Source organism: Mesorhizobium sp. AR07 (assembly GCF_024746815.1).
GTDB lineage: Bacteria > Pseudomonadota > Alphaproteobacteria > Rhizobiales > Rhizobiaceae > Mesorhizobium.
Window position 1 is genome coordinate 5,936,701 of the sequence record NZ_CP080525.1, and the last position, 25,618, is coordinate 5,962,318.

Here is a 25,618-nt window from a genome sequence, read left to right on the forward strand (position 1 = left end):
GCGCCGTTGTCGCAGCAAATCCCGATCAAGGAGTATTTCCCAGACATGGCGATCCAGACTATCGAGGACAGCACGGTGAAGGCATTCCCCGCCAAGCCGGCCGAAATCATCGCCTTCACCGCCAAGGTGCGGCGCCGCTTCGACCCGGTCGTCATCGCCGGCAGGCTGGCGAGCACACTGGTGCCGCCAATCATCGTCATCGCCCTCATGCTCGTCGTCTGGCAGGTCGCCTGCTCGTCGCCCACATCAAGCCTGCCGCCGCCGAGCCAGGTGTGGAACGAGGCCTACGATCTGATCGCGCATCCGTTCTTCAACAATGGCCCGCAGGATATTGGCCTTGCCTGGCGGGTGCTGATCTCGCTGCAGCGCGTCGCCATCGGCTTCGGCCTGGCGGCGATCGTCGGTGTCGCGCTTGGCGCGCTGGTCGGCCAGTCGATCTGGGCGATGCGCGGCCTCGATCCGGTGTTCCAGATCCTGCGCACCGTGCCGCCGCTGGCCTGGCTGCCGCTGTCGCTGGCAGCGTTCCGCGATTCCAGCCCGTCGGCGCTGTTCGTCATCTTCATCACCTCGATCTGGCCGATCATCATCAACACCGCCGTCGGCGTGCGCAACATCCCGCAGGACTACCGCAACGTCGCCCGCATCCTGCGGCTCAACCCGTTCGAATTCTTCGTCAAGATCATGGTGCCGGCCGCAGCACCCTACATCTTCACCGGCTTGCGGATCGGCATCGGCCTGTCCTGGCTCGCCATCGTTGCCGCCGAAATGCTGACCGGCGGCGTCGGCATCGGCTTCTTCATCTGGGACGCTTGGAACTCGTCGCGGCTGCCCGACATCATCGTCGCGCTCGCCTATATCGGCGTCACCGGCTTCTGCCTCGACCGCCTGGTCGCGGCGGTCGGCGCCTTCGTCACCCGCGGCACAACGGCAAAGTGAGGAAAGCGCCATGACCGCTTATCTGAAACTCGACCATATCGACAAATCCTTCGCCCGGGGCGGCCAGGTCAGCGAGGTGCTGAGGGATATCAGGCTAACCATCGACAAGGGCGAATTCGTCTCCATCATCGGTCACTCCGGCTGTGGGAAGTCGACCTTGCTGAACCTGATCGCGGGGCTGACCAAGGTCTCCGCCGGGGCGGTGCTGCTGGAAGACAAGGAGGTTGATAGTCCCGGACCCGAGCGCGCCGTGGTGTTCCAGAACCACTCGCTGCTGCCGTGGCTCACCGTCTATGAAAACGTCAACCTCGCGGTATCCAAGGTCTTCGGCCGTTCGAAGAGCAAGGCCGAGCGGCATGACTGGATCATGCGCAATCTCGACCTCGTGCAGATGGCGCATGCCAGGGACAAGCGACCGGCAGAGATATCGGGCGGCATGAAGCAGCGCGTCGGCATTGCGCGCGCGCTGGCCATGGAGCCGAAGATCCTGCTGCTCGACGAGCCGTTCGGCGCGCTCGACGCGCTGACACGCGCCCATCTGCAGGACGCGGTGATGGATATCCATTCCAGGCTCGGCTCGACGACGATCATGATCACCCATGATGTCGACGAGGCGGTGCTGTTGTCCGACCGCATCGTCATGATGACCAACGGCCCGGCGGCCACCATCGGCGAAGTGCTTCCCGTGCCGCTGGCGCGTCCGCGCCGGCGCATCGGGCTCGCCTCCGATCGCACCTTCCTGCGTTGCCGCGAGGCGGTGCTGAAGTTCCTCTACGAGCGCCATCGCTTCGTCGAAGCCGCGGAGTAGACCAATGACCGAAAAACTCGTCATCATCGGCAACGGCATGGCCCCCGGGCGCATGCTGGAGCATCTGCTGGAGCAGGCGCCGGGTCGCTACACCGTCACCATCTTCAACGCCGAGCCACGGGTCAATTACGACCGCATCATGCTGTCGCCGGTGCTGTCGGGCGAAAAGGCCTATGAGGAAATCATCATCCACGGCGACGGCTGGTACATCGCCAACAACATCACCCTCTACAAGGGCCACAAAATCGTCGCCATCGATCGGGCGGCCAAGACCGTTACCTCCGACCACGGTGTCACCGAGCCCTACGACAAGCTTGTCATCGCCACCGGCTCGGTGCCGTTCATCATTCCGGTGCCGGGCCACAATCTGCCGGGCGTGCTGACCTATCGCGACCTCGACGATGTTCAGGCGATGATGCTGGCCGCCCAGTCGCGCGCCAAGGCCGTGGTCATCGGCGGCGGTCTGCTCGGGCTGGAGGCGGCTGCGGGTCTCAACGCTCAAGGCATGGACGTCACCGTTCTGCATGTCATGCCGACGCTGATGGAGCGCCAGCTCGATCCGGCTGCTGGCTGCCTGCTGCAGCGTGCGGTGGAGCAGCGCGGCATCAAGGTCATCACCAAGGCCAACACGCAGGCGATCACAGGCAACGGCAAGGTCGAGCAGGTGGAACTCGCCGACGGCACCATCATCCCGGCGACGCTGGTCGTCATGGCCGTCGGCATCAGGCCGAATGCGGCGCTGGCTAAAGAAGCGGGCATCGCCGTCAATCGCGGCATCGTCGTCGACGCCGGCATGCGCAGCAACGATCCCGACATCCACGCGCTCGGCGAATGCGCCGAGGTCAACGGCATGGTCTACGGGCTCGTCGCGCCGCTCTACGAGATGGCGCGCGTTGCCGCCAGCCAATTGGCCGGCAACGAGGCGGCGGCCTTCGTCCACATGGACACGCCGACCAAGCTCAAGGTCACCGGCATCGACCTGTTCTCGCTCGGCGACTTCGCCGAGGGCGAGGACAGGCAAGAGATCGTGCTGCGCGATGCCGCCGCCGGCGTCTACAAGCGACTGGTGCTCAAGGACGACCGCATCATCGGCACGGTGCTCTATGGCGAGACGGCGGACGGCGCCTGGTTCAACGACCTGAAGAAGAAGCAGACCGACATATCGCAAATGCGCGACACGCTTATCTTCGGCCAGTCTTACCAGGGGGGTGCCCCGCTGGACCCTATGGCGGCCGTTGCAGCCTTGCCGGATGATGCGGAAATCTGCGGCTGCAACGGCGTCTGCAAGGGCAAGATCACGGGTGCGATCATGGCCAAGGGGCTGACCTCGCTCGACGATGTGCGTGCCCACACCAAGGCGTCCGCCTCCTGCGGCTCCTGCACCGGGCTGGTCGAAAAGCTGATGGTGCTGACCATCGGCGACAAATACAACCCGGCGGCGGTCCAGCCGATGTGCGGCTGCACGACGCTCGGCCATGACGAGGTGCGCCGGCTGATCATGGCCAAGCGCCTGAAGACCATTCCCGCCGTCATGCAGGAGCTGGAATGGACAACGTCCTGCGGCTGCGCCAAATGCCGGCCGGCGCTCAACTACTATCTCGTCTGCGACTGGCCGGACGACTATGCCGATGACTACCAGTCGCGCTTCATCAACGAGCGCGTCCACGCCAACATCCAGAAGGACGGCACCTATTCGGTGGTTCCGCGCATGTGGGGCGGCGTCACTAATGCCGCCGAACTGCGCGCCATCGCCGATGTCGTCGACAAGTTCGAAATCCCGATGGTCAAGGTCACCGGCGGCCAGCGCATCGACATGCTGGGCATTCGCAAGGAGGACCTGCCGGCGGTGTGGGCCGACCTTGGCCAGGCCGGCTTCGTCTCCGGCCATGCCTATGCCAAGGGCTTGCGCACCGTGAAGACCTGTGTCGGTTCGGATTGGTGCCGCTTCGGCACACAGGATTCGACGGGGCTCGGCATCCGCATCGAGAAATTCATGTGGGGGTCGTGGACCCCGGCCAAGGTCAAGATGGCGGTGTCGGGTTGCCCGCGCAACTGCGCCGAGGCGACCTGCAAGGATGTCGGCGTCATCTGCGTCGACAGTGGTTATGAAATCCACTTCGCCGGGGCGGCAGGCCTCGACATCAAGGGCACCGAGGTGCTCGGCCTCGTAAAGACAGAAGACGAGGCGCTGGAACATATCGTGGCGCTGACACAGATGTACCGCGAGCAGGGCCGCTATCTCGAACGCATCTACAAATGGGCCAAGCGCATAGGCATCCCTGAGATCAAGCGCCAGATCATGGATGATGGCGAGAGGCGCAAGGCCTATTACGAGCGCTTCGTCTTCAGCCAGAAATTCGCCCAGGTCGACCCGTGGTCGGAACGCGTTTCCGGCAAGGACAAGCACGAATTCCAGCCGATGGCTTCGGTCGGGTTTGCTCAGGCTGCGGAGTGATGGAGATGAACTGGATCGCCATCGGTTCCCTCTCGGACATTCCGCGCCGTGGCGCGCGCTGTGTCGATACGCCGGAAGGCAAGGTGGCGGTCTTCCGCACCCAGGACGATCAGGTCTATGCCATCGACGACCATTGCCCGCACAAAAGCGGGCCGCTCAGCCAGGGCATCGTGCACGGCACGGCGGTGACTTGCCCCTTGCACAATTGGGTGATCTCGCTGGAGACCGGCAGGGCGCTCGGTGCCGACGAGGGCGTGGTGCGTACCATCCCTGTGCGGATCGAGGGTGAGCACCTGTTCATTGCGCTGGAAGCGCTGGCCAGCCGCGCGGCCTGAACACATGGCGATTGACGAAGCGCGCGAGGTGAGGACCACTTGCCCCTATTGCGGGGTGGGTTGCGGCGTGCTGGCGAAGGTCGCCGCGGACGGTGAGGTCAGCGTCCGCGGCGACCCCGACCATCCGGCGAATTTCGGCCGGCTCTGTTCCAAGGGTTCGGCGCTGGCCGAGACCATCGATCTCGACGGCAGGCTGCTTTATCCGGAGATCCATGGCCGCCGCACTAACTGGGACGATGCGCTCGACCTCGTCGCCTCCACCTTCTCGCGAACCATCGCAGAACATGGACCGGATGCGGTCGCCTTCTACGTCTCCGGCCAATTGCTGACCGAGGACTATTATGTCGCCAACAAGCTGATGAAAGGCTTCATCGGCTCGGCCAACATCGACACCAATTCGCGCCTGTGCATGGCCTCGTCGGTGGCCGGCCATCGACGCGCCTTCGGCTCCGACACGGTGCCGTGCAATTACGAGGACCTGGAACTCGCCGATCTCATCGTGCTGGTCGGCTCCAACCTCGCCTGGTGCCACCCTGTGCTCTATCAACGTATTGCCGCCGCCCGGGAAAAACGGCCAGGGATGAAGATCGTCTTGGTCGATCCACGCCGCACCATGACTGCCGACATCGCCGACATGCATCTGGCGATCGCGCCGGATGGTGACGTCGCTCTGTTCACCGGGCTGCTCGCCTATCTCGCCGAACACGACGCTCTGGATGACGCCTATATCGCAGCCCACACAACAGGCTCTATGGAAGCCTTGTCCGCTGCGGCCGAGCTCGACCTTGCCAGCATAGCTGCTGCCACCGGGTTGAGCGAGGACGAGTTGGAGCGCTTCTACGGTCTGTTTGCCGCCGCTGCAAAGACCGTCACCGTCTACAGCCAGGGCGTCAATCAGTCATCTTCGGGCACCGACAAGGTCAACGCCATCATCAGCTGCCATCTCGCCACCGGCCGCATCGGCAGACCGGGGGCAGGGCCGTTTTCGGTGACCGGCCAGCCCAACGCCATGGGCGGCCGCGAGGTCGGCGGCATGGCCAACATGCTTGCCGCCCATATGGAAATCGAAAACCTCGACCATCGCGACCGCGTGCAGCGCTTCTGGAACGCGCCTGCGGTTGCCGAAAAGCCCGGCCTGAAGGCGGTCGAGATGTTTCAGGGCGTGGCCGACGGGCGCATCAAGGCTCTGTGGATCATGGCCACGAACCCGGTCGATTCGATGCCGGATGCCGATGCCGTCGAAGCGGCGATCAAGGCCTGCCCGTTCGTCGTGGTGTCGGACGTGCTGGCCGAGACCGACACGGTCCGCCACGCCCATGTCCGGCTGCCCGCCGCAGCATGGGGCGAGAAAGACGGCACGGTCACCAATTCGGAGCGCCGCATCTCGCGCCAGCGCAGCTTTCTGGCCGTGCCCGGCGAGGCGCGGCCCGACTGGCAGATCATCGCGGAAGTCGGCAAGCGGATGGGTTTTGCCGAGGCATTTTCGCATGCGTCGTCGTCGGAGGTTTTCGCCGAACATGCCGCCCTGTCGGGGTTCGAAAATGACGGTGCGCGGGATTTCGATATCGGCGCTTATGCTGATGTCGATGGAGAAGACTACGAAGCGATGGCGCCTTTCCAATGGCCTGCACCGAGCCAAGACACCCCCCTCTGGCCTGCCGGCCATCTCCCCCGCAAGGGGGGAGATCGGATGTCGCATCCGCTTTCGCCAATCCTCAACGTGGGAGAAAAAGCAGGGACGACGAAACTGCCAATCTCCCCCCTTGAGGGGGAGATGGCCGGCAGGCCAGAGGGGGGTGTCCAAGCGGGACATTCGTTAGAAGAGCATGTCCGGGCTGAGCAGAGGCTGGAAGGTGACGTCAACACTCCTTCCATCACCCGCTTTTTCGCCAACGGTAATTTCTACACGCCCGACCGCAAGGGACGCTTCATCGCCATCCGCCCCACCGTCGAAACCCGCACCAGCCCGGACTATCCGCTCATCCTCAACACCGGCAGGGTTCGCGACCACTGGCACACCTTGACGCGCACCGGCAAAAGCCCGCGTCTGTCCCAGCACATCGCCGAGCCATTCGTCGAAATCCATCCACTGGATGCCGCGCAATACGAGATCGGTGACGCCGACATTGCGCGCGTCTCCAGCCCGCGCGGCGAGGTGTTGGTTCGTGCGTTGGTCACATCTCGTCAGCGGCAGGGCAGCCTGTTTGCACCGATGCACTGGACCGACCAGTTCGCCGCCAAGGCCCGGCTCGACGTACTCACCGCGCAACTCACCGATCCGTTCTCCGGTCAGCCGGCGCTGAAACACGTCGCGGCTCGCATTGAGAAATTCGCCGCAAAGGCCTTCGGCTTCGCCGTGACACGGCAACATCCCGAACCGGCGGCTGCGGCCTATTGGGCGGTTGCCAGATGCCGGGGCGGCTGGCGGGTCGAGCTTGCTTTTGGCGACGACGATATCGACTGGGCAGTTTTCGCCGGGTCGTTGTTTGTTGCGTCTCCGCAGGTTGAAATGCTCGCCTATCACGACCGCGACGCCGGCCAGCATCGCATCGCCGCATTTGACGGCGACAAATTGTTGGGCGCTTTGTTCGTCGGCCCTCAGCCCGTCGCCGTGTCACGTGGCTGGGCTGCGGAACAATTGAATGCCGATCATGCCGACCGGCGCGGGAGGCTTGCGATCGTGGCTGGGCGACCCGGCGGGAATCGCGTCGACCGTGGTGCTATCGTCTGCTCCTGCTTCGGCGTCGGCGCCAATCAGATCGCGGAAGCGGTGCGCTGCGGCTGCGCCAGCGTAGAGGCAATCGGCGCAGCCCTTGATGCTGGAACGAATTGCGGCTCTTGCCGTGCTGAGATCAGGATCATCGTCGACGCACAACGTCTTCAAGCAGCGGAGTGACCAGCGCCAGTGCCTGCCGCGAATGGCCCGGAGCGAGACCATACGGAACAATGCGGGAAGATTTTTGATTTTGGCCAACGAAAAAGCCAATGAAATCAACAGCCTTGGTATATCCTCCGGGCCTACCGTGACCATTGATTTCGCAGCTAGAAAATGCGCTAGTTAGTGCGGTGACAGCCATCCCTGCTGGACGGGCCGGGCTTGGAACGAGGACTCGTTCTTCGACAGGGAGTTCGATGACGTCGTTACGAAGGCTCCGTCGGTCGCCGATGCCGCCGCGTTTTGCTCGCTCGCCCGACAGGCTCCACATTTCGAATTTTTAGGATGCCATCTGAAAATGAAGGCAGCCGTCCCTCTACGCTGGTTGCCGTGACAAGTTTCTGTCGTGCCCGGTCAGCAGTTCGACCAAGCTGTCTTCAAATGTGTCGAGATCGGCGCCGAGATCCTGCGCGGGGCCGGTGAACACGAGTTTGCCTGTGGCGATGACGCTGATCTGAGTGCACAGAGTGCGAATCTCCTGTGCATCGTGGCTGCTCAGGAACGTCGTGACGGCCTCGCTGGAGGCAAGGTCCCGCAACAGTTTCCATGTCTCCCGCTTGGCCGGCAGGTCCAGGCCACGTGTCGGTTCGTCCAGGAACAGCACTTTTGGGCTTCCCAGCAGGGCGCGTGCGATTTCCACGCGGCGCTTCATGCCCGTGCTGTAGGTTCCGATCAACTTGCCGCGGAATTGCTCCGCCAACCCCACACTGGTCAAACACCGCTCGACCGTGTCGCGGACATCCTCGATACCCCGGATACGGGCGAAGTAAGCAAGGTATTCGCGGGCCGTCCAATCCGATTGGCTCTCACTCGTCTCGTCGCTGACAAGACCGATAAGCTTGCGGACAGCGAGTGGCTCCGATGCGATGTCGTGACCCCATAGTTTCGCACTGCCCCTTGTCGGTGGGAGCAGGGTCGTGAGCATTCGGATGGTCGTCGTCTTGCCCGCCCCATTGAGGCCGAGAAAGCCGTAGAGTTGGCCCTTTTCTACTTTGATGCTGATCTCATTGACCGCGACAAGGGAACCGAAGCTGCGCGTCAGGCCGGTCGTTTCGAGGGCTAGCTCAGTCATCGCGTTCGTCTCCAGCGCGTGAACATTGCAAGGAAGCACAAAAGGGGAAGGACGGCGCCGATGCCCGCCATCTCGGCAAGCGCGTTGGGCACGTGTGCCTCGACTGCCGCCCTGGCATTAATCGTGTTTGCCTGAGGGCTGCCATCCACAAGGTACGTGGCGTTGACATCGATCGGATAGCGTATGCCGCCTATATCCCAAGGCCGGTTTGGAAACAGGCTGATGGGAATACGGGCGACCCATCCCGTTTCGACGTGATGTCCTCCCGCATCCGCAGGCCCGATGCCTGGTGGATAGGTTCGCGTCTCGAGAGTTTGCAACATGTTGGAAAGAGCTCCCGGCGGGACTTGGACGTCCAGCCCGCTCTGGCCCGTGACCTGGATTTCCAACCGCGTCAGTCGTTGCTTGCTGTCGACTGGCAGGAACAGCAGGAGATCCTGACGGGTTGCCTGTCCGGTCGGCAGCGAAGGCCATTGGTCACGGTTGAGAAGGGTGTCGCAGCAAGCCGTGGGAGCGGGCTCATTCGGGTTGACGAGTGCAAGTGTGCCACCGCCCCGCAAGAACAGCCCCGGTATGTCCGGGGCACCGTTTTGGGGTGGCGCATCCTTGTTATAATTGGTGTCGCCGAAGAGCGCGGGGATCAGGACCAACGCAGCGAGCCCAAGCCCGATAATCATGCGCTGACCCGGGGAGGCTTCCCAGGATTCGACGCCCTGTGCCCGCAGGAATATCCACGCAGCCAGCCCAAATGATCCAACCACGATCAGGCACAGGCAAATCCATGTCATGGTCGTCGAAGCGGGAATGGCACTGGTGGCCAGGGTAAACCCCAGCCCGTTCTTGAGGAGCACGAGGGGGCTGGTCAGGGCAACGTGACCTGTGGCAGTCGCGCCATACCCTCGAGTGACCAGCAGTTCCTGCAACGGCACCAGCACGGCGTATACAAGCATCACCCCAACGCCCGTGGCGACGGGTGGCGCCACGCTTCGTCCGATGAACAATACGCCAATAAGGGTGCCGACGGCGACACAGACGAGCAGAATTCCGGGCGTCCAAACAAGGTAGCGGTTCAACAGGAAAGGCATGCCGACATTGGCCACGTAAACGGCAGCCAGGGGCGCAATCGCGAGATAGTATGCAGCCGCCAGCGTCAGGATGACGAGAATCTTTGCGACAAACCAATTCTGCCGGTCCACCGGCGCGGTAAAGACGCTTTCCACAAAACGGTTGGCGCGCGGGCTTGCGATCATTCCGGCCGCCAACGGCAGGAAACAGACGGGTGCAAGGAAGTAACCGATAGTGCCGTAACCGTCGAGCCAGCTATCCTGGGTGGCCACGGCAGCAAGGCCTCCCAAGCCCAGAAGGACAATCGCCACGCCCATCCATGCGAAACGCCCCCGCATGACGGCCCGCAGTTCTTCCTTATACAATGTTAGCATGGCGCTCCTGTCTCCTTCCATCTCGCGAATGAGGTCCGCCGGTGGGCTCGCCCCGGAGAAGCGCGTCGAACGTCTGGCACAAGGCTGACATTGTTCGATCACCCATCATGACGTTGTCGCGGACATGTGGCCGTCGGCGTGCTTCAATTCGCAAAACTCAACCTCGAAGGAGGTGCCGCCGCCCGGCCTTGCAACACAACGGACATCGCCGTTGTGGTGCCTCGCGATCTGCCTCACAAGGGCAAGGCCAAGACCGACGCCCCCTTCCTGTTCGCGCGTTCCGGCCGGGCGGTAAAATGGTTCGAAGATCCGTTCGCGCTCCTCGACGGCGACGCCGGGGCCTCGGTCGCACACAGAAAGCTTGATTGCTCCACCTCGACGCGCCAACGACACGTCAATGGCGGTGCCGCCGCCATAGCGACGGGCATTGTCGAGCAGGTTGCGGACAAGCCGACGCAGCAGCCGAGGCTCGCCGAAGACCGTGACAGGCTCCCCTTCGAGCGAAGCATCGGCCGCCGCGCACTCCTCGGCGGTGATCGCCAGCAGATCGACCGGGTGCATTTCGGTCACGATTTCGAGCGTCTCGAGGCGGCTGGCCAGCAGGATCTCGCCAACAAGCCCGTCCAGTTCGGCAATGTTGCTTTCGAACTCCTGCTGCAGCCATTTGTCGGCCTGCGGCTGTAGCATTTCCGCGCCCATTCGCAGGCGCGCAAGCGGAGAACGCAATTCATGCGAGGCGTTGGCGAGGAGCGTTTTATGGGCGGACAGCAGCTCGCTGATGCGCTCCGCCATCCGGTTGAAACTGTCGGCGAGCGCCGCGACTTCGTCCTTGCCGGAGACGTCGACGCGGCTCGACAGGTCTCCAGCGCCGAATCCGTCGACCGCTTTCTTCAATCCTTCCACGCGTCGGGTTAGGCGGCGCGTGATGGGATAGGCGCCAATTGCTACCGCAACGAGCGTGGCGCCAAGCAACAGGAATACGCTCGGGATTGGCTCGTCGTAATCAGTGGGACGGCGGAGCACCAGCACGCGCCCGTCAGAGAGTGCAAGTGTCCAAACCCAACCGTCGAGCGTAAGCCGTTCTTTGAAACTCCTGCCTTTCGCGTGTTCTGGCGGAGGAAGTGGTGCGCCCACCGAAGCGACGGACGTTCCGTCCGGGGAAAAGACGGCGATATCGGCCCGCCCCAGCCGCTTTTGGAGTTGAAGCAGCGTGGCTGCGAGGTCCGAGGGCACGGCGGTGGATGCAGACATGGCGACCTCGGCCAATGCGGTGTCGATCCCGACGCGATTTCCGGTCTGAACCTCTCCCAGCACATAACGCCACAGCAATCCGGCGAGCACGGCGAATACGCAAAGGCTCAGCAGCAGAGCGGCGTAGATATGCTGGTAAAGGCGTCTCATTCGATCTTGTCCGGCCGGTCATGATGACGGGCGAAGAGATAACCCACCCCCCGAATGGTCAGGATTTGCCTGGGTCGGCGAGGGTCTTTCTCGATTGCCGCACGGATGCGAGAGATGTGGACATCGATGCTGCGGTCGAATGCCTCAAAAGGTTCGCCCTTGACCATGTCCATGATTTGATCCCGGGACAGGACGCGGCCGGCCTGTCGGGCGAGTGCGACCAGGAGATCGAATTGATAGCTGGTGAGGCTTTGCTCAGCGCCGTTGACGCGCAGCTGTCGTGCCGCCGGATCGATTTCAAGCGGGCCGAAGCAAAGAAGGTCTTGTTGACGCGGACCCGCCTTGCGCCGCCGCAAAATAGCGCGCAGGCGGGCGACAAGCTCACGAGGACTGAATGGCTTGGGGAGATAGTCGTCCGCTCCGAGTTCCAGGCCAACCACACGATCCGTCTCGTCTCCTCGCGCAGTCAGCATCAGTATGGCGGCATCTGAAGTCACTCGAACCCGCCTGCAGACTTCGAGGCCGTCGATGCCTGGAAGCATCAGATCCAGAACGATCGCCGACACGCCGCCTCGCGCCAGGCGAGCCAAGCCTTCCTCGCCCGTTGGCATGTGTTCGACAGCAAAGCCGTTCTGGGTCAGGAAATCCGAGACCATTCCAGCAAGTCTGCGGTCGTCTTCAATCAGCAGTATGAGATCGGACATTTTCCGTTTGATGCTCCATCATGCCCATCGCCGCGCAAAGCCCAGTTTGGATAGCTGCCTCCTGTTCCTCGCGCCGTTGGCCGCGTCGAAGAACTCCCGGTCTCGCCGGAACAAGAACTTGGCGAGGTCATGGATTCCATAGCTGATAAAGAATGCCGCGAAGACGTCGATCGAGTAGTGGAGGTGGCCGAGAAGCACCGCCGCGCCGAAAAGTGCCGTGGCCGCCAGGAAGGCAAATCGCAGCCTCGAATCCTTCCAGAACATCAAGGCGAGAAGAAAAGGCGCGCCCGTATGGCCCGAGAAAAAGAGGTCGCCGCCAAAGGTGAACGACTGCATGATTGCATTCAGGTCGAACGTGCTTCTCGTGGGAAAGGGCCCAATGTGGGTCAGAATAATGAACCCCGACCTCACAAGGATGAAAAGGGCCAGCCCGTTGAAGACGAAAGGAATGCGCTGAGGTCGCGCAAGCAGAAGGACGCCGACGAACATCCACATGAAAAGCGGGCCGTCGACGAAGATGAAGTCCACATTCACGACCGGGACGTTGTCGAGAATGATGTCCGTCACCGGATTGCTGACATTCGCCGTCGCGAAAGTTCCGGCGTAGAAATTGGAAACGATGCTCAGCGCCAGCAAGATCATGCTGAAACCGATATCATAGACAAGGCGCTTGCCGAATTGGCGCGCAAGCCGACGGGACGGCCTGGCGGCTGGTGAAGGTTGCGTGTTTGTCATGGCAGCGGCTTTTGCGGTTGGTCGCGAAAGTCCAGCCAGGATTCGGTGAACGGCTTTTTCAGGAATGTCGCCCAGAAAAAGTTCATCGCGTATCGTAGCCCGATGCGCACTACGCCTTCGCCGACCAGGCGTCGCCCGGAGGAGAGCGCGGGCAATGAAAACGTGAAATCGACGTCCCCGACTTTGGAGAGGCGGCGGGCAAGTTCCGTATCTTCGCCGTAAAATGCAAAGTTCGGATTGAAGCCGCCGATGCGCACCAACGCGTCGCGCCTCACGACGAAGTTGCCTCCTTGCATCATCGATCCGACACGCAGGACATAACGGTTGAGAAGATAACAGACATAGCCCCCGCAATAAAACGCGCGCACGAGGGCCCGTGTACGCTTTGGCAGATCATAGTAGATAAGCGGCCCGCTCATGGCGGCGAGCTCGGGATTGGCCGCAAACGCTCGCAGGACCTTGTCTATCCATCCCTCGGTAATGATCGTATCGGCGTCGATGTTGGCGATCAGGTCGCCTGTTGCGACATGGTAGCCCGCGGATCGCGCACGAACGAGACCCTTGACGGGCTCATCGATGACGACGACGCCGGGATAGACCTCGGCTGTCTGACGCGTTTTGTCCGTGCTAGCATTGTTCACGACAATGATCTCGGCGGCGCATCGTGATCGCTTGATCTCAGCGACGATGGCCTCCAGCGTTCGTGGAAGGCACGCTTCCTCGTTATACGCCGGCACGACAAAGCTGATCTTGATGGCTTCTTTCATCGCTTGCTTTCCGTTCAATCAAGAGTTGATAGTGATGCTCCCATTGGTCCGCGATCCGTTCCGTTGCGAATTGCTTCACGTAGGAAGCACCGCCTCGGCCGAGCCGTGACTGCAAATCCGAATGGCCGAACAAATCCGCAAGACGATCCGCGAGCGACCCGACATCGGACGCCTCCACCAGGAAACCGCGGTCGCTTGCGACGTATTCGGGCAGGGCTCTTGCATTCGCGCCGATCACAGGGATGCCGCACGCCATTGCCTGAAGCAGAGCCATCCCCTGTGTCTCTGAGGTGCTCATGGTCACGAAGACGTCCGACGCCTGGAACAGTTCAGCGAGGCTCGATTTCGGCAGCGTCCCAACGAACCGCACGCTCGGCTCGAGGCCGATCCGTTGCACGAGGGCGCGAAGGTGGCGCTCCTGACTGCCATGGCCGGCAATGACGAGTTCCGCTGACGGTACCCGCTGCTTCAGCAGCGCAAGTGCGTGGAGGATGGGATCTATGTTCTTCTCTGAACCAAGCCTGCCGGCATAAACGATTGTGGGGCCATGGAGGCGCAGTTCCGTTCTGAGCTTGCGCTTCACCGCCTGGGAGACCGGCCGGAAGGTTTCCGTCGCGATAGGGTTGGAAACGACTTCAAGCGGCCGGCGGAGCCTGTCTTGGCCAAGCTCGTTGAAAACGGATTGCGATGGCGCGGTGACAAAATCGCAGCGATTATAATACCACAGAACGTAGGCAGTGGCGGCATCCATCCCGAATGGGAAATACGAACCGAATGCCTTGATGGCGGTGTGATTTGTTCCGGCAACAGGAATTCCCAGTCGCTTTCCCGCCAGAAGCGCGTTCAATCCAGCTCCAAAGAAGGTCTGGGTGTGGATGACGTCTGGCCGCGCGGTCGGTGGCAGACGGAGCCACGAAGCGGGCAGGGGGAAAACCGCTCGCGATTGCTTTGTCGAGGACGGAAACGGCATCGAGTGCAAGCGATGAACGTGGATTTGGGGGCCCAAATTCAACTCAACGGGTGCTGCGTTGATGCGATCGAATTCACGATGGCCGTAGCGCGGTACATGGAAATCGACAGCATGCCCTCGCTGTCCAAGCGCTGTCGCCAACGCTTCGATCGAGTCCTGGATCCCGCCGATCTCGGGATGGAAATTGTCGGAAAAGATGGCGATGCGCATGACGTCTTCTTGCCGCTGGTTATCTGGACAAGAGGAGATAGAGCAGGATCAGACCCGCGATCAGCAGAACGACGATGTAGTAAGTCATGTTTTGATCGATGGCGGCGTAGCCGGAGTGAAACACGTAGCCGAGGCAAATAAGAGCAAGGGATTTTGGCAACGTGGCTAGAAAATTTACTGTCAGGAACCGCCCAAACGACATCCGCACGATGCCTGCAGCAATCAAGACCGGTGCGCCGACCGCATGCGTGAGCTTTCCCGTGACGAGAACTTGGTCAGCCTTGCGGCGAAACTGGTCCTGAAAGTCGATTGCCCGCGCGATCGTGCGCTGGCTCGCCCACCTTGTCGCCATTCGAATTCCACCCCACCGCCCAAGCGCGTAAAGAGCTGAATCTCCCACCAAATCCCCAACCACGACGATCGCAAGCACAGGCCAGAAGCTGAGTTGGCTGCTGGCAACCAGGACCCCGCTGGCAATCGTCACGAGCGGTCCTTCAGCGATCGCCAGCGGGAGAAGCACCGAATATGGATGAGCAGACAGGAGGGCGAGAATGTTGCTTGGACTGAAGATCATTGGCCTAGACCACCGTCGTTGCTGCCACGCGGCTTCCTATGTGATCTCAGGCTAGATCACGGCTGTTTCCGGCTTTCCGTAGCTGAGTAAAGTTTTGTAAAGTCTGGCGACTCAAGTCCATCAGCGCGGCTCGATCACGATGTCCGCCATATGGCCTGAAGGAGAGGCGCGAGATACTGGCTGAGCTGATCCCGGCGAGATCACCGTGGGATTTCGAGCCTCGCAGCGGTGCGCAAGGCGGTCATCCGGCAGGCGGGCGCATCAAGTTCAGCGAACCAATGCCGGGGGAGGCCAGCGCAATTTTTCAGCTGCTCGACTAGGTTGGCATGAAGGCATGGTGTCGAAGCGCCGCGATAGCAAATAGCGGAGCCGCCGAGCAGCGCCTTGGCCTTGGTCAAGACAACCTGTTGACCTTCAGACACTTGGAGGGCGGATCTCGCAATGCGAAAACCGAGGTGGAGTTTGAACGACGCATATTAACGACTTGCGCTGGCGACCAGGCGGCAAAAGTGTTCGACCTCGTCAAGCGTATTGTAATAGTGCACCGAGGCACGGACTACCGCGTCGATACCGCGGGCGCCGAAATCGAGCCGCGCATAGGCCGAGCGCGAGACCGAAACATTGGCACCCGCGCGCTTCAGCCGTGCGGCCATATCGTCCGGCGGCTCGCCATGCTTGGTGAAGGTGACTATCGCACATTGCCGTGCGCCCCGGTCATGCAGGGTGACGCCCGGCCTGGAGTGAGCGGATCTTTCGGAACAAGAGGTCGCCCAGCCAGCGGTTGGTGCACCCAATTTCATCTGTCATAGCGCAAGCTCCGAACTATCCGCCATGAGCAGACTGAGGTGCACAGCAGGGTGCTATGGCGGGCGCGTGGTGGGCCATTGTCGTAGTGACGGACCACCTAGCGAACGGTTGCGATGCCGGCCAGGAATTGCTCGCGGTCGACGTGTTCGCGCAACTGCTCCGCCAACTGACGCACGAACGGGTTAGCACTCTCGACAATTGGAAGAAGGCTGGGGTTTGAGTTTCGGGTACCAAGCGTCAGGTTTTCACCACTGGTGAGAGGCGGCGATCTCGCTCAGGCACTACTGGCCGCCCCCATCAGGTGGTCCGAGTTTAGTATTAGTGAAGCGCGCGCTCGATGCGAAGATCACTTCGAGAAAAAGGAGCGCGTCAGGGTAGGCTGGGGTCGACGCGAGATATCCTCAAGACAATCAATCGTGCAGTAGGCCGTTGCACAATTCGATGCGCCTTTGGGAGAGCGCCCAAGCGGACCCGCGAAGGAGGCCGCACTGAATGTGTCTCTCGCTGGCGTCGGTCTCAGTGATCAATCCACAACGCTGAGGCGATCATCAATCTCCTGCAGGTCGCGTGCGTGTCGCAAGCGATGAAATCGCCTGCGACACTTCGGTGACTTGCGGTGCGATTCGATCGCAAGCGTCTTCGAAGGTCCAGCGGGTCACCGGGACAGACACGCCGACGGCTGCTACCGCCAGCCCATCGACGCCAAAAATCGGGGCCGCGATATTGATGTCGCCGCGGAAGAATTCGCCTTTCGCGTAAGCAAAGCCAGTCAGGCGAGCCTCGTCCAAGAGGCCTGTGATCTGATTTCGATCAGTAATGGTAGCTGGCGTATATCCGCGGATCTCGGAACGATCCAAAAGGGCATCCGCCTCGGGCTTCGTAAGCCCAGACAAATACGCGCGCCCCGCCGCAGTGCAATACATCGGATAACTGCCGCCTACAGGCAGTTGCACCGAAATCTGTCTATGGCCAGGAAAGCTCGTCACGAACACCATTTCGACGCCGGCCGGTTCCGACAGATTGACGGTCTCCCCGCACTTTATGTTCAGATCGAGAAGATAGGGGTTTGCGCTTTCGATTAGGCTGCTGGTTGTTGTGTAGCGCATGCCCAGTTCGACTGCCTTTGGGGTCAGGGAATATCTCTTGGAAGGCTGGGTTTTCTTCAAATACCCAAGGCCCTCAAGAGTATAAGTAAGGCGCTGGACGGCACTTTTACTAATTCCGGTAGCTGCCGCCAGTTCAGGAAGGTTCATCGCCCGCCGTTCGAGGCTGAAGGACTCCAGTATCGAGAATGCCTTGGACAATGAATGGTTGAACAGTGGGGATCCAGTGTCCGGTTCGCCAGGCGTCGATCTTGATCCTGTTTTCGTGAGCACTTTGCAGCCTTTGCGATGATTTTCGTCATTAAGACACCGTCGGTACGGATTTTGTCAATTCATATTTTCGATCCATTTAAATCGCATATCGATACAAAATATCTGTTGCGCAATACGAATGTATCGAATAGCCTTTGCTGATCGGAGCGAGTTTCGGGAACAAACGCGTTCCGTCCTGTCGAAACCCCGGGTGAAGCAGCGGTCGGAGAACGCCGCGTCTGGACCCGTGCAGCAATGAGGGGAAGATGATGAACAACAAGCGGTGGTTGCGCCTCAGCGGCGCGTTTCTAATCGGATGCTCGATCCTGGCGGCGACCTCGACCACGAAAGCCGAGGACGACGTCTATAGCGGGTATTCGGGTGAGGACTTTCTGTTCAATGGCGCTGGTCATAGCGGCACATTGAAAGCCGGTATCATGGACACGATCGCGGCTGATTTTGCCAAGAAGACCGGTGTCAACATGGCCTTCGACACCTTCTGTTGCGGCATCGCCAAGCTGGAGGCGGCGCAAGAGGGTGGAAACGTCCCGTGGACGATCGTGGCATTCTCGACCATGAGCGATCTGATCCTTGCGGAGCGGAACAACCTGCTGGTGAAGATCAATCCTGAAATCGTGCCGCTGGATAGGCTGGCTCCTGGGGGCTACGACGAATATGCAATCCACGGATACCCCTACGCTGCGGTGATCGCGTGGAACACGAACAAATGGCCGGTGTCGGGCAAGCATCCGCAGCCATAGAAGACATTTTCGATACGAAGGCTTTTCCGGGCAAGCGCTGCCTCTACAAGTACCCGCAATTCGGCGGCACCATGGAGGCTGCATTGCTTGCCGATGGCGTTGCGGCCGATGCCCTTTATCCGCTCGACACCAAGCGCGCATTCGCCTCGCTCAACAAGATCCGCGACGATATCGTCTGGTGGAGCAGCGGCTCACAGGGGGTGCAGCAACTCGTGTCCGGCGCCTGTGACATCGCATTGGTCTGGAATGGCCCGATCTCGGAGGCCATACGATCCAATGGCAGCCCTTTCGCCATCGCTTGGGGGCATACAATTTGGGACTATACGCCTGTCGCCATTCCGAAAGGAGTGAAGAATGAGAAGGCGGCCCAAGCCTTTCTCAAGATGATGGTTGAAAACAAGGAAGCACAAGAGAAGTTCGTCGCGCAGACCGCGTATGTCTTGATGCCGATGAAGGACCAGGTCGCCATTCCAGACGCGATCAAGGCCTGGGTGCTCGGCGGCGACAATACCAAGACCGCCATCCGTGAAGACGACAGATACTACACCGACAATATCGACGCGATCCTGAAGCAATTCAACAGCTGGGTCGTCAGCGGTGATATCCCGCAATAGAGCGTCCTGAAGGAATGGGGGCGAGCGCTCTCATTCCTTCCCAATCCGCCTTGTCAATTCCGCACAGCCTGTCCGTCCGAAACCGGACGCGAGCAGTTGAGACGCCATGCGCACCCTGTCGAACAAGAATGCCTTGCTGATCCTGCCGGGACTGTTGTTTCTGGCGGTGACGTTCATCTTTCCGTTGGTCGGCGTGCTGCTGCGCAGCTTCGATCCCGATGGCAAGCTTTCCTATACCGCGCCACGTTTCAGCCTCGCCAACTACATCGGTCTGGTTCACGATCCGGTCTACGGGATCATCCTGCAGAACACGTTCCTCGTTGCGGCAGTCGCGACACTGGTCACCGTGATCCTGGCCTATCCGGTGTGCTTCTTCCTCTCGCGACTGTCAGGCGGCTGGGGTGGCCGGCTTCTGGTGCTGGCCTTGTTTCCGTTCTGGACGTCGATACTGGTGCGCCTTTACGCCTTCACGCAGATACTCCCGCCCTTCGGCGCGATGTACACGACCACGGCCACGATCATCGGCATGGTCTACTACCTGCTGCCCTATATGATCGCGATCCTCTATGCGAGCATGCTCACCATCGACAACGAACTGATCAACGCCGCGCGCACCCTTGGCGCGACCATGATGCAGGCGCTGCGCCTTGTCTTTTTGCCGCTGACCAAGTCAGGCGTCTTTGTCGGCGCGGTCATGGTCTTCGTGATCAGCCTCGGCTTTTTTCTGACGCCGGCCCTTCTCGGCGGCGGCGCCGACCTGACGGTCGCCACCTACATCCAGCAGCAGGTCAACATCGCCAATTGGGGATCCGCCAGTGCCATGGGAACGGTGCTGCTGATCTTGACGCTGGCGATCTTCTTCGGCGCCAACAAGTTGTTTTCAGGCAATGAACTTACGGTCATCGGCGCCGGCAGTCAGAAGGGGGTTTCACGCAGGGAAGGCGTTCGCTTCACCTGGCCCATGATCCTCGGCCTGCTCTTTACGGTTGCGGTCTTTGTATTCCTGCTGGCACCGCTGGTCGTGGTCGTCTTTCTATCGTTTACACCCACGACCTATCTCCAGTTTCCGCCGTCGGGCTTTTCGGGGCGCTGGCACGCGCAGTTTTTCAATGACAGGGACTGGCTGGCCTCGGCCTGGCTCAGTCTGCAGGTGGCTCTGCTCACATCCGTTGCGGCCACGGCGCTTGGCCTGTTGACGGCCATCGGCCTGGTGCGTGGCAGCATTCCGGGCAGACAAGTGATCTCGGCACTGTTCCTAGCGCCCTTGATCGTGCCCGTTATACTGATGGCGGTCGCCCTGTTCGACTTCGCCAATCGCCTCCACATCGCTGGCACGATCCTCGGTTATGTCGTTGGTCATACGCTTCTGGCGTTGCCGATTACAGTCATGATCGCAAGCAATGCCTTGCGCTCGATCGGTACTGAACTGGAGCTGGCCGCCAGGACGCTCGGTGCTTCGCGGCGCTATGCTTTTTCCGCGGTGACGGCGCGGCTGATCGCTCCGAGCCTGGGCGTGGCCGCGATCTTCGCCTTCGTCACGTCATGGGACGAGTCTGTGATCGCCCTCTTCATGTCGACAGGCCGCCCGACGCTGCCAGTCCATATCTTCAATCACATTCAGACCGAGGTCACGCCCACGGTCGCCGCCGTGTCGACGATGCTGATGGCGGTCGTCCTGATCGGCGGTCTGGTGTTCAGCGTCGCATCCGCCGCGCGCAAACGCCGCCTCGCCGCCGGCTATTGAGGAGTGCGTCAACCCATGGCCACCACATCTCCCGAAAAAACGGACACCGGCGGCAGCGCGCTGCGTATCGAGAGCGTCAGCCATCAGTACGGAGCCTTGCCTGTCCTCGACAAGGTCAGCACCGAAATAGGCGCTGGCGAGTTCCTGACGCTGCTTGGCGCTAGCGGATCAGGCAAGACCACTCTGTTACGCATCATAGGAGGATTGATCACCCCATCTTCCGGGCGCGTGTATCTTGGCGGTCGCGATATCACGCATTCCACGCCGGAGCGTCGCGACATCGGCTTCGTATTCCAGAACTATGCCTTGTTTCCACACCTGACAGTTGCCGAAAACATCGCGTTCTCGCTGACGGTGCGAAAGTTGGATCGGGCCGAAACGGTCAGGCGCGTGACCGAGGCGATCGACATGGTCGGGCTCTCGGGACTCGCCAGCCGCTATCCCGGCCAGCTTTCGGGTGGACAGCAACAGCGTGTCGCACTGGCGCGAGCAATCGTCTTTCGGCCTGGCATGCTGCTGCTCGACGAACCTCTTGGCGCGCTCGACAGGCAGCTTCGCCAGCAACTCGCGGTGGAGTTGCGTGGCCTGCAGCGGCGCAGCGGCATCACCATGATCTATGTGACGCATGATCAGGAGGAAGCCTTCACCATGTCGACACAGGTCGCAATCATGCACAATGGCGCGATCCGGCAGATGGCGCCGCCGCACCATCTCTTCGGCAAGCCGGACGACCTCATGGTCGCGCGGTTTGTTGGCGACCTGAACAGTTTCCCAGGAACGGTCAGGGGGACCGAGGCGGGCAAGACTGTCGTCGAAACCGCAATCGGAACCATCTTTTCCGATAGGCCGGATTTCCTCGCCAAAGCTGGCGTCACCTGCGCCGTCCGTCCCGAGCATGTGCGCCTGTCGCCCCTGGCGACCCATGGCAACGCTTTCCCGGCCCGGGTCATCTTCGGCGGCAGCTGGCACCGGATCGAGTACGCGTTGCCGTCAGGCGTCATCATTCGCGCCGAGGGCAGAGGCGAGCCTGAAGCCATCAATGAAGGCGACGACGTCTTCATCACCTTCGACGCCAGTCGCGTCATGCTGTTCAAAGATATCTAGGAGAGGGTCCATGCAAGGAAAGTTTGCGAGTTTTTCGGAACAGGAACATCGAGCGCGGCTCGCTCAAGCGCGTGGCTTGTTGAAGGAGCAAGGGATCGACCACTGCATCAGCGTGGCGCCGGAATCTCTCTATTACTACGGCGGATACGATTCCTGGGTCAGCGTGAACAGCCCGCAAACGCTGATATTCTCGGTGGACGAGAGTGACCCGACCATCGTTTTGCGCGACACGGACGTGTCGCTCGCCCTTGAGAGCTCTTGGGTCAAGGACGTGCGTAGCTACCGCATGATGTTCGACGACATTCCCGGGACGTTTGCGGCTGTCGCCCGCGAAAAGGGCTTGCGGGGCGGAAAGGTCGCCATCGAAATCCAGTCCTATGCGATTCCGCATTCACTAGGCCTTGCCCTTGCGCGTGCGCTGGCGCCAGCCGAGATCGTCGATGCAACTGTGCTGCTGGGAATGCCCAGACTGATCAAGTCCGCCGCCGAGATGGCCTATTTGCGCAAGGCCGGCACTTACGCGCAGGCCGGCCTCGACGCCGCGCGGCAGGTGCTGAAGCTCGGCATTTCGGAAATAACGCTCGCGGGCGAGATCGAGCATGCGATGCGGGCGGCCGGCAGTGACTATTGGTCGATCCCAACCGAACTCGCCAGCGGCGACCGCTCAGCCGGCGGCCATGGCACCGCGCGCGAACGCATCATCGAGCGGGGCGATATCGTGCATCTTGAGTTCGCCGGCGTCGCGGCCCGCTATCATGCAGCCGCGATCCACACCATGGCGGCGGGCGAACCCAGCAAGCGGGCACGCTCGGTCTATGATGTGGGTCGTGCATCCCTGGCCGCTGGCATCAGGGAAATCCGGCCGGGAGCCAAGGTGAGCGACATCGAGGAGGCCTCGCTTGGGCCGGTGAGGGCCGCCGGGCTGGAACATGCGGCGGTCATGCGGTTCGGCTACGGGCTTGGCGTCGCTTATCCGCCAATCTGGCTTGAACCGCTGCAGATCAGCCGTGGATCCGACCAGATCATGCAAACGGGCATGGTCTTCGTTCTGCACGCATATCTGCAACTGGTTGACGAGCAACTGGGCATAATCCAGGGCGGCACCTACGCGCTTACCGAAAACGGCGTCGAGATGCTGATCGGCGGCGGCGATGTCGAGCTTGAGGTCGTCTGATCATGCCTGTCGAGATCGACCGGGTGGATTCGGACACGGTGCTGCCGCGACACGCGGACGTGGTCGTCGTCGGCGGCGGCATTATCGGGGTTTGCACAGCGCTGTTTCTGGCGGAGCGGGGCATCAAGACCGTGCTGTGCGAGAAAGGTGTGATCGCAGGAGAGCAGTCGAGCCGCAATTGGGGCTGGTGCCGAACCATGGGGCGCGATCCGCGCGAATTGCCCTTGATGCTGGAAAGCCTGAGACTTTGGCGCGGCATGAACGAACGTGTCGGTGCCGACACCGGCTTTCGGCAGACTGGCACGCTTTATATCTGCCCGGATGCCGCGGCCTTCGCCAAGCGTGAGGCGTGGCTGCCATTCGCGAAGGCGCATGGCGTCGACTCGAGGCTCCTGCGCGGGGCCGAGGTCAACCATCTTTTGGAGGGATCCGCGCAAGACTGGATGGGCGCGCTCCATACACCGGGCGACGGCGTCGCCGAACCAGGCTTGGCAGCTCCGGCGATCGCCAGGGCGGCGCGCAAACACGGCGCGTCGATTCTGACGAACTGCGCGGTTCGCGGTCTCGAATACAGCGGTGGACGCGTGTCCGGGGTGGTTACCGAGAAAGGCAGCATAGGCTGCGACCGCGTTGTGCTCGCCGGTGGCGCGTGGTCGAGCCTGTTTTGCGGGAGCTTCGGCCTGCGTCTTCCTCAGCTGAAGGTGTTGGCCTCGGTGTTGCGGACCGCGCCGGTCGCGAACGGCCCGTCCACGGCGGCCTGGGGTCCGGGTCTTTCACTTAGAAAGCGCCTTGATGGCGGCTATACCGTTTCAAATGGCCGTGTTGTTGCGGATGTTGTGCCCGACAGTTTCCGTTTTCTGAGAGAATTCCTGCCGGTCCTGCGTATGGAATGGTCTGGTATCTCGCTGAACATCGGTCGGCCTTTCTTCGATGAGTGGCATCGGACGCGACCGTGGCGGCTCGATGACGTTTCGCCGTTCGAACGCGTGCGTACCCTCGATCCAAGCCCTGTCGCAAAAGACATTCGTAGCGCACGCGCCAATCTCGAACGTGCATTCCCGGCTTTCAAGAACATTGCCGTCGCGGCAAGCTGGGGTGGGATGATCGATGCGACGCCGGATCTCATCCCGGTCATTTCGGAAGTGGACGCCATTCCGGGTCTTGTGATCTCGACCGGTTATTCTGGCCACGGTTTCGGCATCGGTCCGGGCGCAGGGCGGCTCACCGCCGATCTGGCCAGTCAAAATCGTCCTGTGGTCGATCCGACACCATTCCGATTTTCACGGTTTTCCGATGGCACCAGCATCAGACCTCAAGCCGGCCTATAAATGAACGATCGTCTGCGCAGCAGGAGCGACAAAATGAAGCCGTACTTTCAGTTCTACATTGACGCATCCAAGGCTCGGTCGAGCGGCCCAGTTTGCGTCCGCTGACAGGCAGGGAATATAGATAAATAAAATCAAATAGTTATTGGACGGCGCGTGCAAAAACTGCACACGAAAGTTCTGCTTCTCTTCCATTTTCGTTTCTGCGATGGAGTATCCGACGGGTATCTAGGACCCCCGTTGAACTGCGGCGCTGACCTGTCCTGCGAGGATCGTCGCAGGTACATCCGCGATCTGGCGTTTGCCAGATAGCCGACGTCGTTCACGATGGTTCCCTCAAGCCGCCGGCTGCATGGCCGCCCTCAGCAGCATGCCGAATAGATCGCGCGGCTCGTCGGGATCGGCGAGCAGGTCGAGTTCCTCATAGAGGCCGGTCGCCTGCAGTTGGTCGCGCACATAGCGCAGCGCCGAAAAATCCTCGATAGCGAAGCCGACGGAATCGAAAAGCGTGATCTGCTTGGCATCCCGGCGGCCTGGCGTCTTGTCGGTGATCACTTGCCAGAGCTCGGTCACAGGATGGTTGGGATCCAACTGCTGGATCTCGCCTTCAATGCGTGTCTGTGGCGGGAACTCGACGAAAATGTCGGAGCGCAACAGGATGTCCCTGTGCAGTTCGGTCTTGCCGGGGCAATCGCCGCCAACGGCGTTGATGTGGACGCCTGAGCCGACCATGTTGTCGGTGAGAATGGTGGCGCACTGCTTGTCTGCGGTAACGGTCGTGATGATGCCGGCACCTTCAACCGCTTCCTGCCCGGTTTCACAGATGGTGATGTCGAACCCCATGCCAGCCAGGTTCTTCGCGCATTTCAGCGAGGCTGACCGGTCGATGTCGTAGAGCCTGAGCCGATCGACGCCGGTCAGCGCCTTGAAGGCGATCGCCTGGAATTCCGACTGGGCGCCATTGCCGATGATGGCCATGGTGCGCGCGCCGCTCGGTGCCAGATACTTGGCCGCGACAGCGGATGTGGCGGCGGTGCGCAGCGCGGTCAGGATGGTCATTTCGGTGAGCAACATCGGGTAGCCGCTGCCGACATCGGCGAGCACGCCGAAGGCAGTGACCGTCTGCAAACCCTGGCGCATGTTCTTCGGATGGCCGTTGACATATTTGAAGCCATAGAGGCGCCCATCGCTTGTCGGCATCAGTTCGATGACGCCGTCATGGCTATGCGAGGCGATGCGAGGCGTCTTGTCGAAAAGCTCCCAGCGACGGAAGTCTTCCTCGATATAGCCCGCGAGCTCGGTCAGGAAGCGCTCGATGCCGATGGCAATCACCAGCTTCATCATGCGGTCGACGCTGACGAAGGGGACGATGTTCAGCTTTGCCGTTGTCATG

The 25,618-nt window shown here is 61.2% G+C and carries 23 protein-coding genes; 11 read left to right on the forward strand and 12 right to left on the reverse strand.

Annotated elements, in window-relative coordinates; all coding sequences use genetic code 11:
* Positions 1 to 45 precede the first annotated feature (45 nt).
* Genes ntrB through BPNPMPFG_RS29425 form a run of 5 tightly spaced genes read left to right on the forward strand, consistent with a single transcriptional unit; the run spans position 46 to position 7,430 of the window.
* Complete coding sequence (ntrB, locus tag BPNPMPFG_RS29405; RefSeq protein ID WP_258592068.1) at positions 46 to 936, forward strand: nitrate ABC transporter permease; 891 nt, start codon at positions 46 to 48, stop codon at positions 934 to 936.
* Between the two features lie 10 nt (positions 937 to 946).
* Complete coding sequence (locus tag BPNPMPFG_RS29410; RefSeq protein WP_258592069.1) at positions 947 to 1,744, forward strand: ABC transporter ATP-binding protein; 798 nt, start codon at positions 947 to 949, stop codon at positions 1,742 to 1,744.
* A gap of 4 nt (positions 1,745 to 1,748) precedes the next feature.
* Positions 1,749 to 4,199 (forward strand): nitrite reductase large subunit NirB, encoded by a 2,451-nt coding sequence (nirB, locus tag BPNPMPFG_RS29415; RefSeq protein ID WP_258592070.1) that lies wholly within the window; start codon positions 1,749 to 1,751, stop codon positions 4,197 to 4,199.
* A 5-nt stretch (positions 4,200 to 4,204) separates the two neighbouring features.
* The gene (nirD, locus tag BPNPMPFG_RS29420; protein WP_258592071.1) at positions 4,205 to 4,534 is read left to right on the forward strand and encodes a nitrite reductase small subunit NirD; all 330 of its coding nucleotides are present in this window, start codon (positions 4,205 to 4,207) and stop codon (positions 4,532 to 4,534) included.
* Positions 4,535 to 4,538: 4 nt separating this feature from the next.
* The gene (locus tag BPNPMPFG_RS29425; protein WP_258592072.1) at positions 4,539 to 7,430 is read left to right on the forward strand and encodes a nitrate reductase; all 2,892 of its coding nucleotides are present in this window, start codon (positions 4,539 to 4,541) and stop codon (positions 7,428 to 7,430) included.
* Positions 7,431 to 7,785: 355 nt separating this feature from the next.
* Here the strand turns inward: BPNPMPFG_RS29425 and BPNPMPFG_RS29430 are convergent, their stop codons facing one another.
* From BPNPMPFG_RS29430 to BPNPMPFG_RS29475, 10 genes are all read right to left on the reverse strand, one after another.
* Positions 7,786 to 8,541, reverse strand: a complete 756-nt coding sequence (locus tag BPNPMPFG_RS29430; RefSeq protein ID WP_258592073.1) for an ABC transporter ATP-binding protein — start codon at positions 8,539 to 8,541, stop codon at positions 7,786 to 7,788.
* Positions 8,538 to 9,971, reverse strand: coding sequence for an ABC transporter permease (locus tag BPNPMPFG_RS29435; RefSeq protein ID WP_258592074.1), 1,434 nt, complete (start codon positions 9,969 to 9,971; stop codon positions 8,538 to 8,540). The genes BPNPMPFG_RS29430 and BPNPMPFG_RS29435 overlap by 4 nt, the downstream gene beginning before the upstream one ends.
* Before the next feature lie 114 nt (positions 9,972 to 10,085).
* Positions 10,086 to 11,381 carry a sensor histidine kinase gene (locus BPNPMPFG_RS29440; RefSeq protein ID WP_258592075.1) on the reverse strand — a complete coding sequence of 432 codons (1,296 nt, stop codon included), beginning with the start codon at positions 11,379 to 11,381 and terminating at the stop codon, positions 10,086 to 10,088.
* Positions 11,378 to 12,085, reverse strand: coding sequence for a response regulator (locus tag BPNPMPFG_RS29445; protein WP_258592076.1), 708 nt, complete (start codon positions 12,083 to 12,085; stop codon positions 11,378 to 11,380). The genes BPNPMPFG_RS29440 and BPNPMPFG_RS29445 overlap by 4 nt, the downstream gene beginning before the upstream one ends.
* 18 nt (positions 12,086 to 12,103) lie before the next feature.
* On the reverse strand, positions 12,104 to 12,727 hold the full coding sequence (locus BPNPMPFG_RS29450) for a sphingomyelin synthase family protein (protein ID WP_258592077.1): 624 nt from the start codon (positions 12,725 to 12,727) through the stop codon (positions 12,104 to 12,106).
* A gap of 89 nt (positions 12,728 to 12,816) precedes the next feature.
* A complete protein-coding gene (locus BPNPMPFG_RS29455; RefSeq protein WP_258592078.1) occupies positions 12,817 to 13,587 on the reverse strand; it encodes a glycosyltransferase family 2 protein in 771 nt (256 codons plus the stop codon).
* The gene (locus BPNPMPFG_RS29460; protein WP_258592079.1) at positions 13,544 to 14,767 is read right to left on the reverse strand and encodes a glycosyltransferase; all 1,224 of its coding nucleotides are present in this window, start codon (positions 14,765 to 14,767) and stop codon (positions 13,544 to 13,546) included. The genes BPNPMPFG_RS29455 and BPNPMPFG_RS29460 overlap by 44 nt, the downstream gene beginning before the upstream one ends.
* 19 nt (positions 14,768 to 14,786) lie before the next feature.
* A complete protein-coding gene (locus BPNPMPFG_RS29465) occupies positions 14,787 to 15,341 on the reverse strand; it encodes a DedA family protein (RefSeq protein WP_258592080.1) in 555 nt (184 codons plus the stop codon).
* Positions 15,342 to 15,817: 476 nt separating this feature from the next.
* Positions 15,818 to 16,135: an aminotransferase class V-fold PLP-dependent enzyme gene (locus BPNPMPFG_RS29470; protein WP_258592081.1), complete on the reverse strand. Its 318-nt coding sequence runs from the start codon at positions 16,133 to 16,135 to the stop codon at positions 15,818 to 15,820.
* A 561-nt stretch (positions 16,136 to 16,696) separates the two neighbouring features.
* Positions 16,697 to 17,452 (reverse strand): IclR family transcriptional regulator, encoded by a 756-nt coding sequence (locus tag BPNPMPFG_RS29475; RefSeq protein WP_258592082.1) that lies wholly within the window; start codon positions 17,450 to 17,452, stop codon positions 16,697 to 16,699.
* Positions 17,453 to 17,769: 317 nt separating this feature from the next.
* Here BPNPMPFG_RS29475 and BPNPMPFG_RS29480 point away from each other — a divergent pair, with 317 nt between their 5' ends.
* The 6 genes from BPNPMPFG_RS29480 (at position 17,770) to BPNPMPFG_RS29505 (ending at position 24,228) form a co-directional block, all read left to right on the forward strand.
* On the forward strand, positions 17,770 to 18,264 hold the full coding sequence (locus tag BPNPMPFG_RS29480; RefSeq protein WP_258592083.1) for a type 2 periplasmic-binding domain-containing protein: 495 nt from the start codon (positions 17,770 to 17,772) through the stop codon (positions 18,262 to 18,264).
* On the forward strand, positions 18,231 to 18,878 hold the full coding sequence (locus BPNPMPFG_RS29485; protein ID WP_258592084.1) for an extracellular solute-binding protein: 648 nt from the start codon (positions 18,231 to 18,233) through the stop codon (positions 18,876 to 18,878). Before BPNPMPFG_RS29480 ends, BPNPMPFG_RS29485 begins: the two co-directional genes overlap by 34 nt.
* Before the next feature lie 106 nt (positions 18,879 to 18,984).
* Positions 18,985 to 20,622, forward strand: a complete 1,638-nt coding sequence (locus tag BPNPMPFG_RS29490) for an ABC transporter permease subunit (protein ID WP_258592085.1) — start codon at positions 18,985 to 18,987, stop codon at positions 20,620 to 20,622.
* Between the two features lie 15 nt (positions 20,623 to 20,637).
* Positions 20,638 to 21,726, forward strand: coding sequence for an ABC transporter ATP-binding protein (locus tag BPNPMPFG_RS29495; protein ID WP_258592086.1), 1,089 nt, complete (start codon positions 20,638 to 20,640; stop codon positions 21,724 to 21,726).
* 10 nt (positions 21,727 to 21,736) lie between these two features.
* Complete coding sequence (locus BPNPMPFG_RS29500) at positions 21,737 to 22,900, forward strand: M24 family metallopeptidase (protein WP_258592087.1); 1,164 nt, start codon at positions 21,737 to 21,739, stop codon at positions 22,898 to 22,900.
* Between the two features lie 2 nt (positions 22,901 to 22,902).
* Complete coding sequence (locus BPNPMPFG_RS29505) at positions 22,903 to 24,228, forward strand: NAD(P)/FAD-dependent oxidoreductase (protein ID WP_258592088.1); 1,326 nt, start codon at positions 22,903 to 22,905, stop codon at positions 24,226 to 24,228.
* Here the strand turns inward: BPNPMPFG_RS29505 and BPNPMPFG_RS29510 are convergent.
* The gene (locus BPNPMPFG_RS29510) at positions 24,223 to 24,420 is read right to left on the reverse strand and encodes a hypothetical protein (protein ID WP_258592089.1); all 198 of its coding nucleotides are present in this window, start codon (positions 24,418 to 24,420) and stop codon (positions 24,223 to 24,225) included. The two genes, BPNPMPFG_RS29505 and BPNPMPFG_RS29510, sit on opposite strands and share 6 nt — an antisense overlap.
* Before the next feature lie 141 nt (positions 24,421 to 24,561).
* Positions 24,562 to 25,617 carry an ornithine cyclodeaminase gene (ocd, locus tag BPNPMPFG_RS29515; protein ID WP_258592090.1) on the reverse strand — a complete coding sequence of 352 codons (1,056 nt, stop codon included), beginning with the start codon at positions 25,615 to 25,617 and terminating at the stop codon, positions 24,562 to 24,564.
* Position 25,618: the final 1 nt, after the last annotated feature.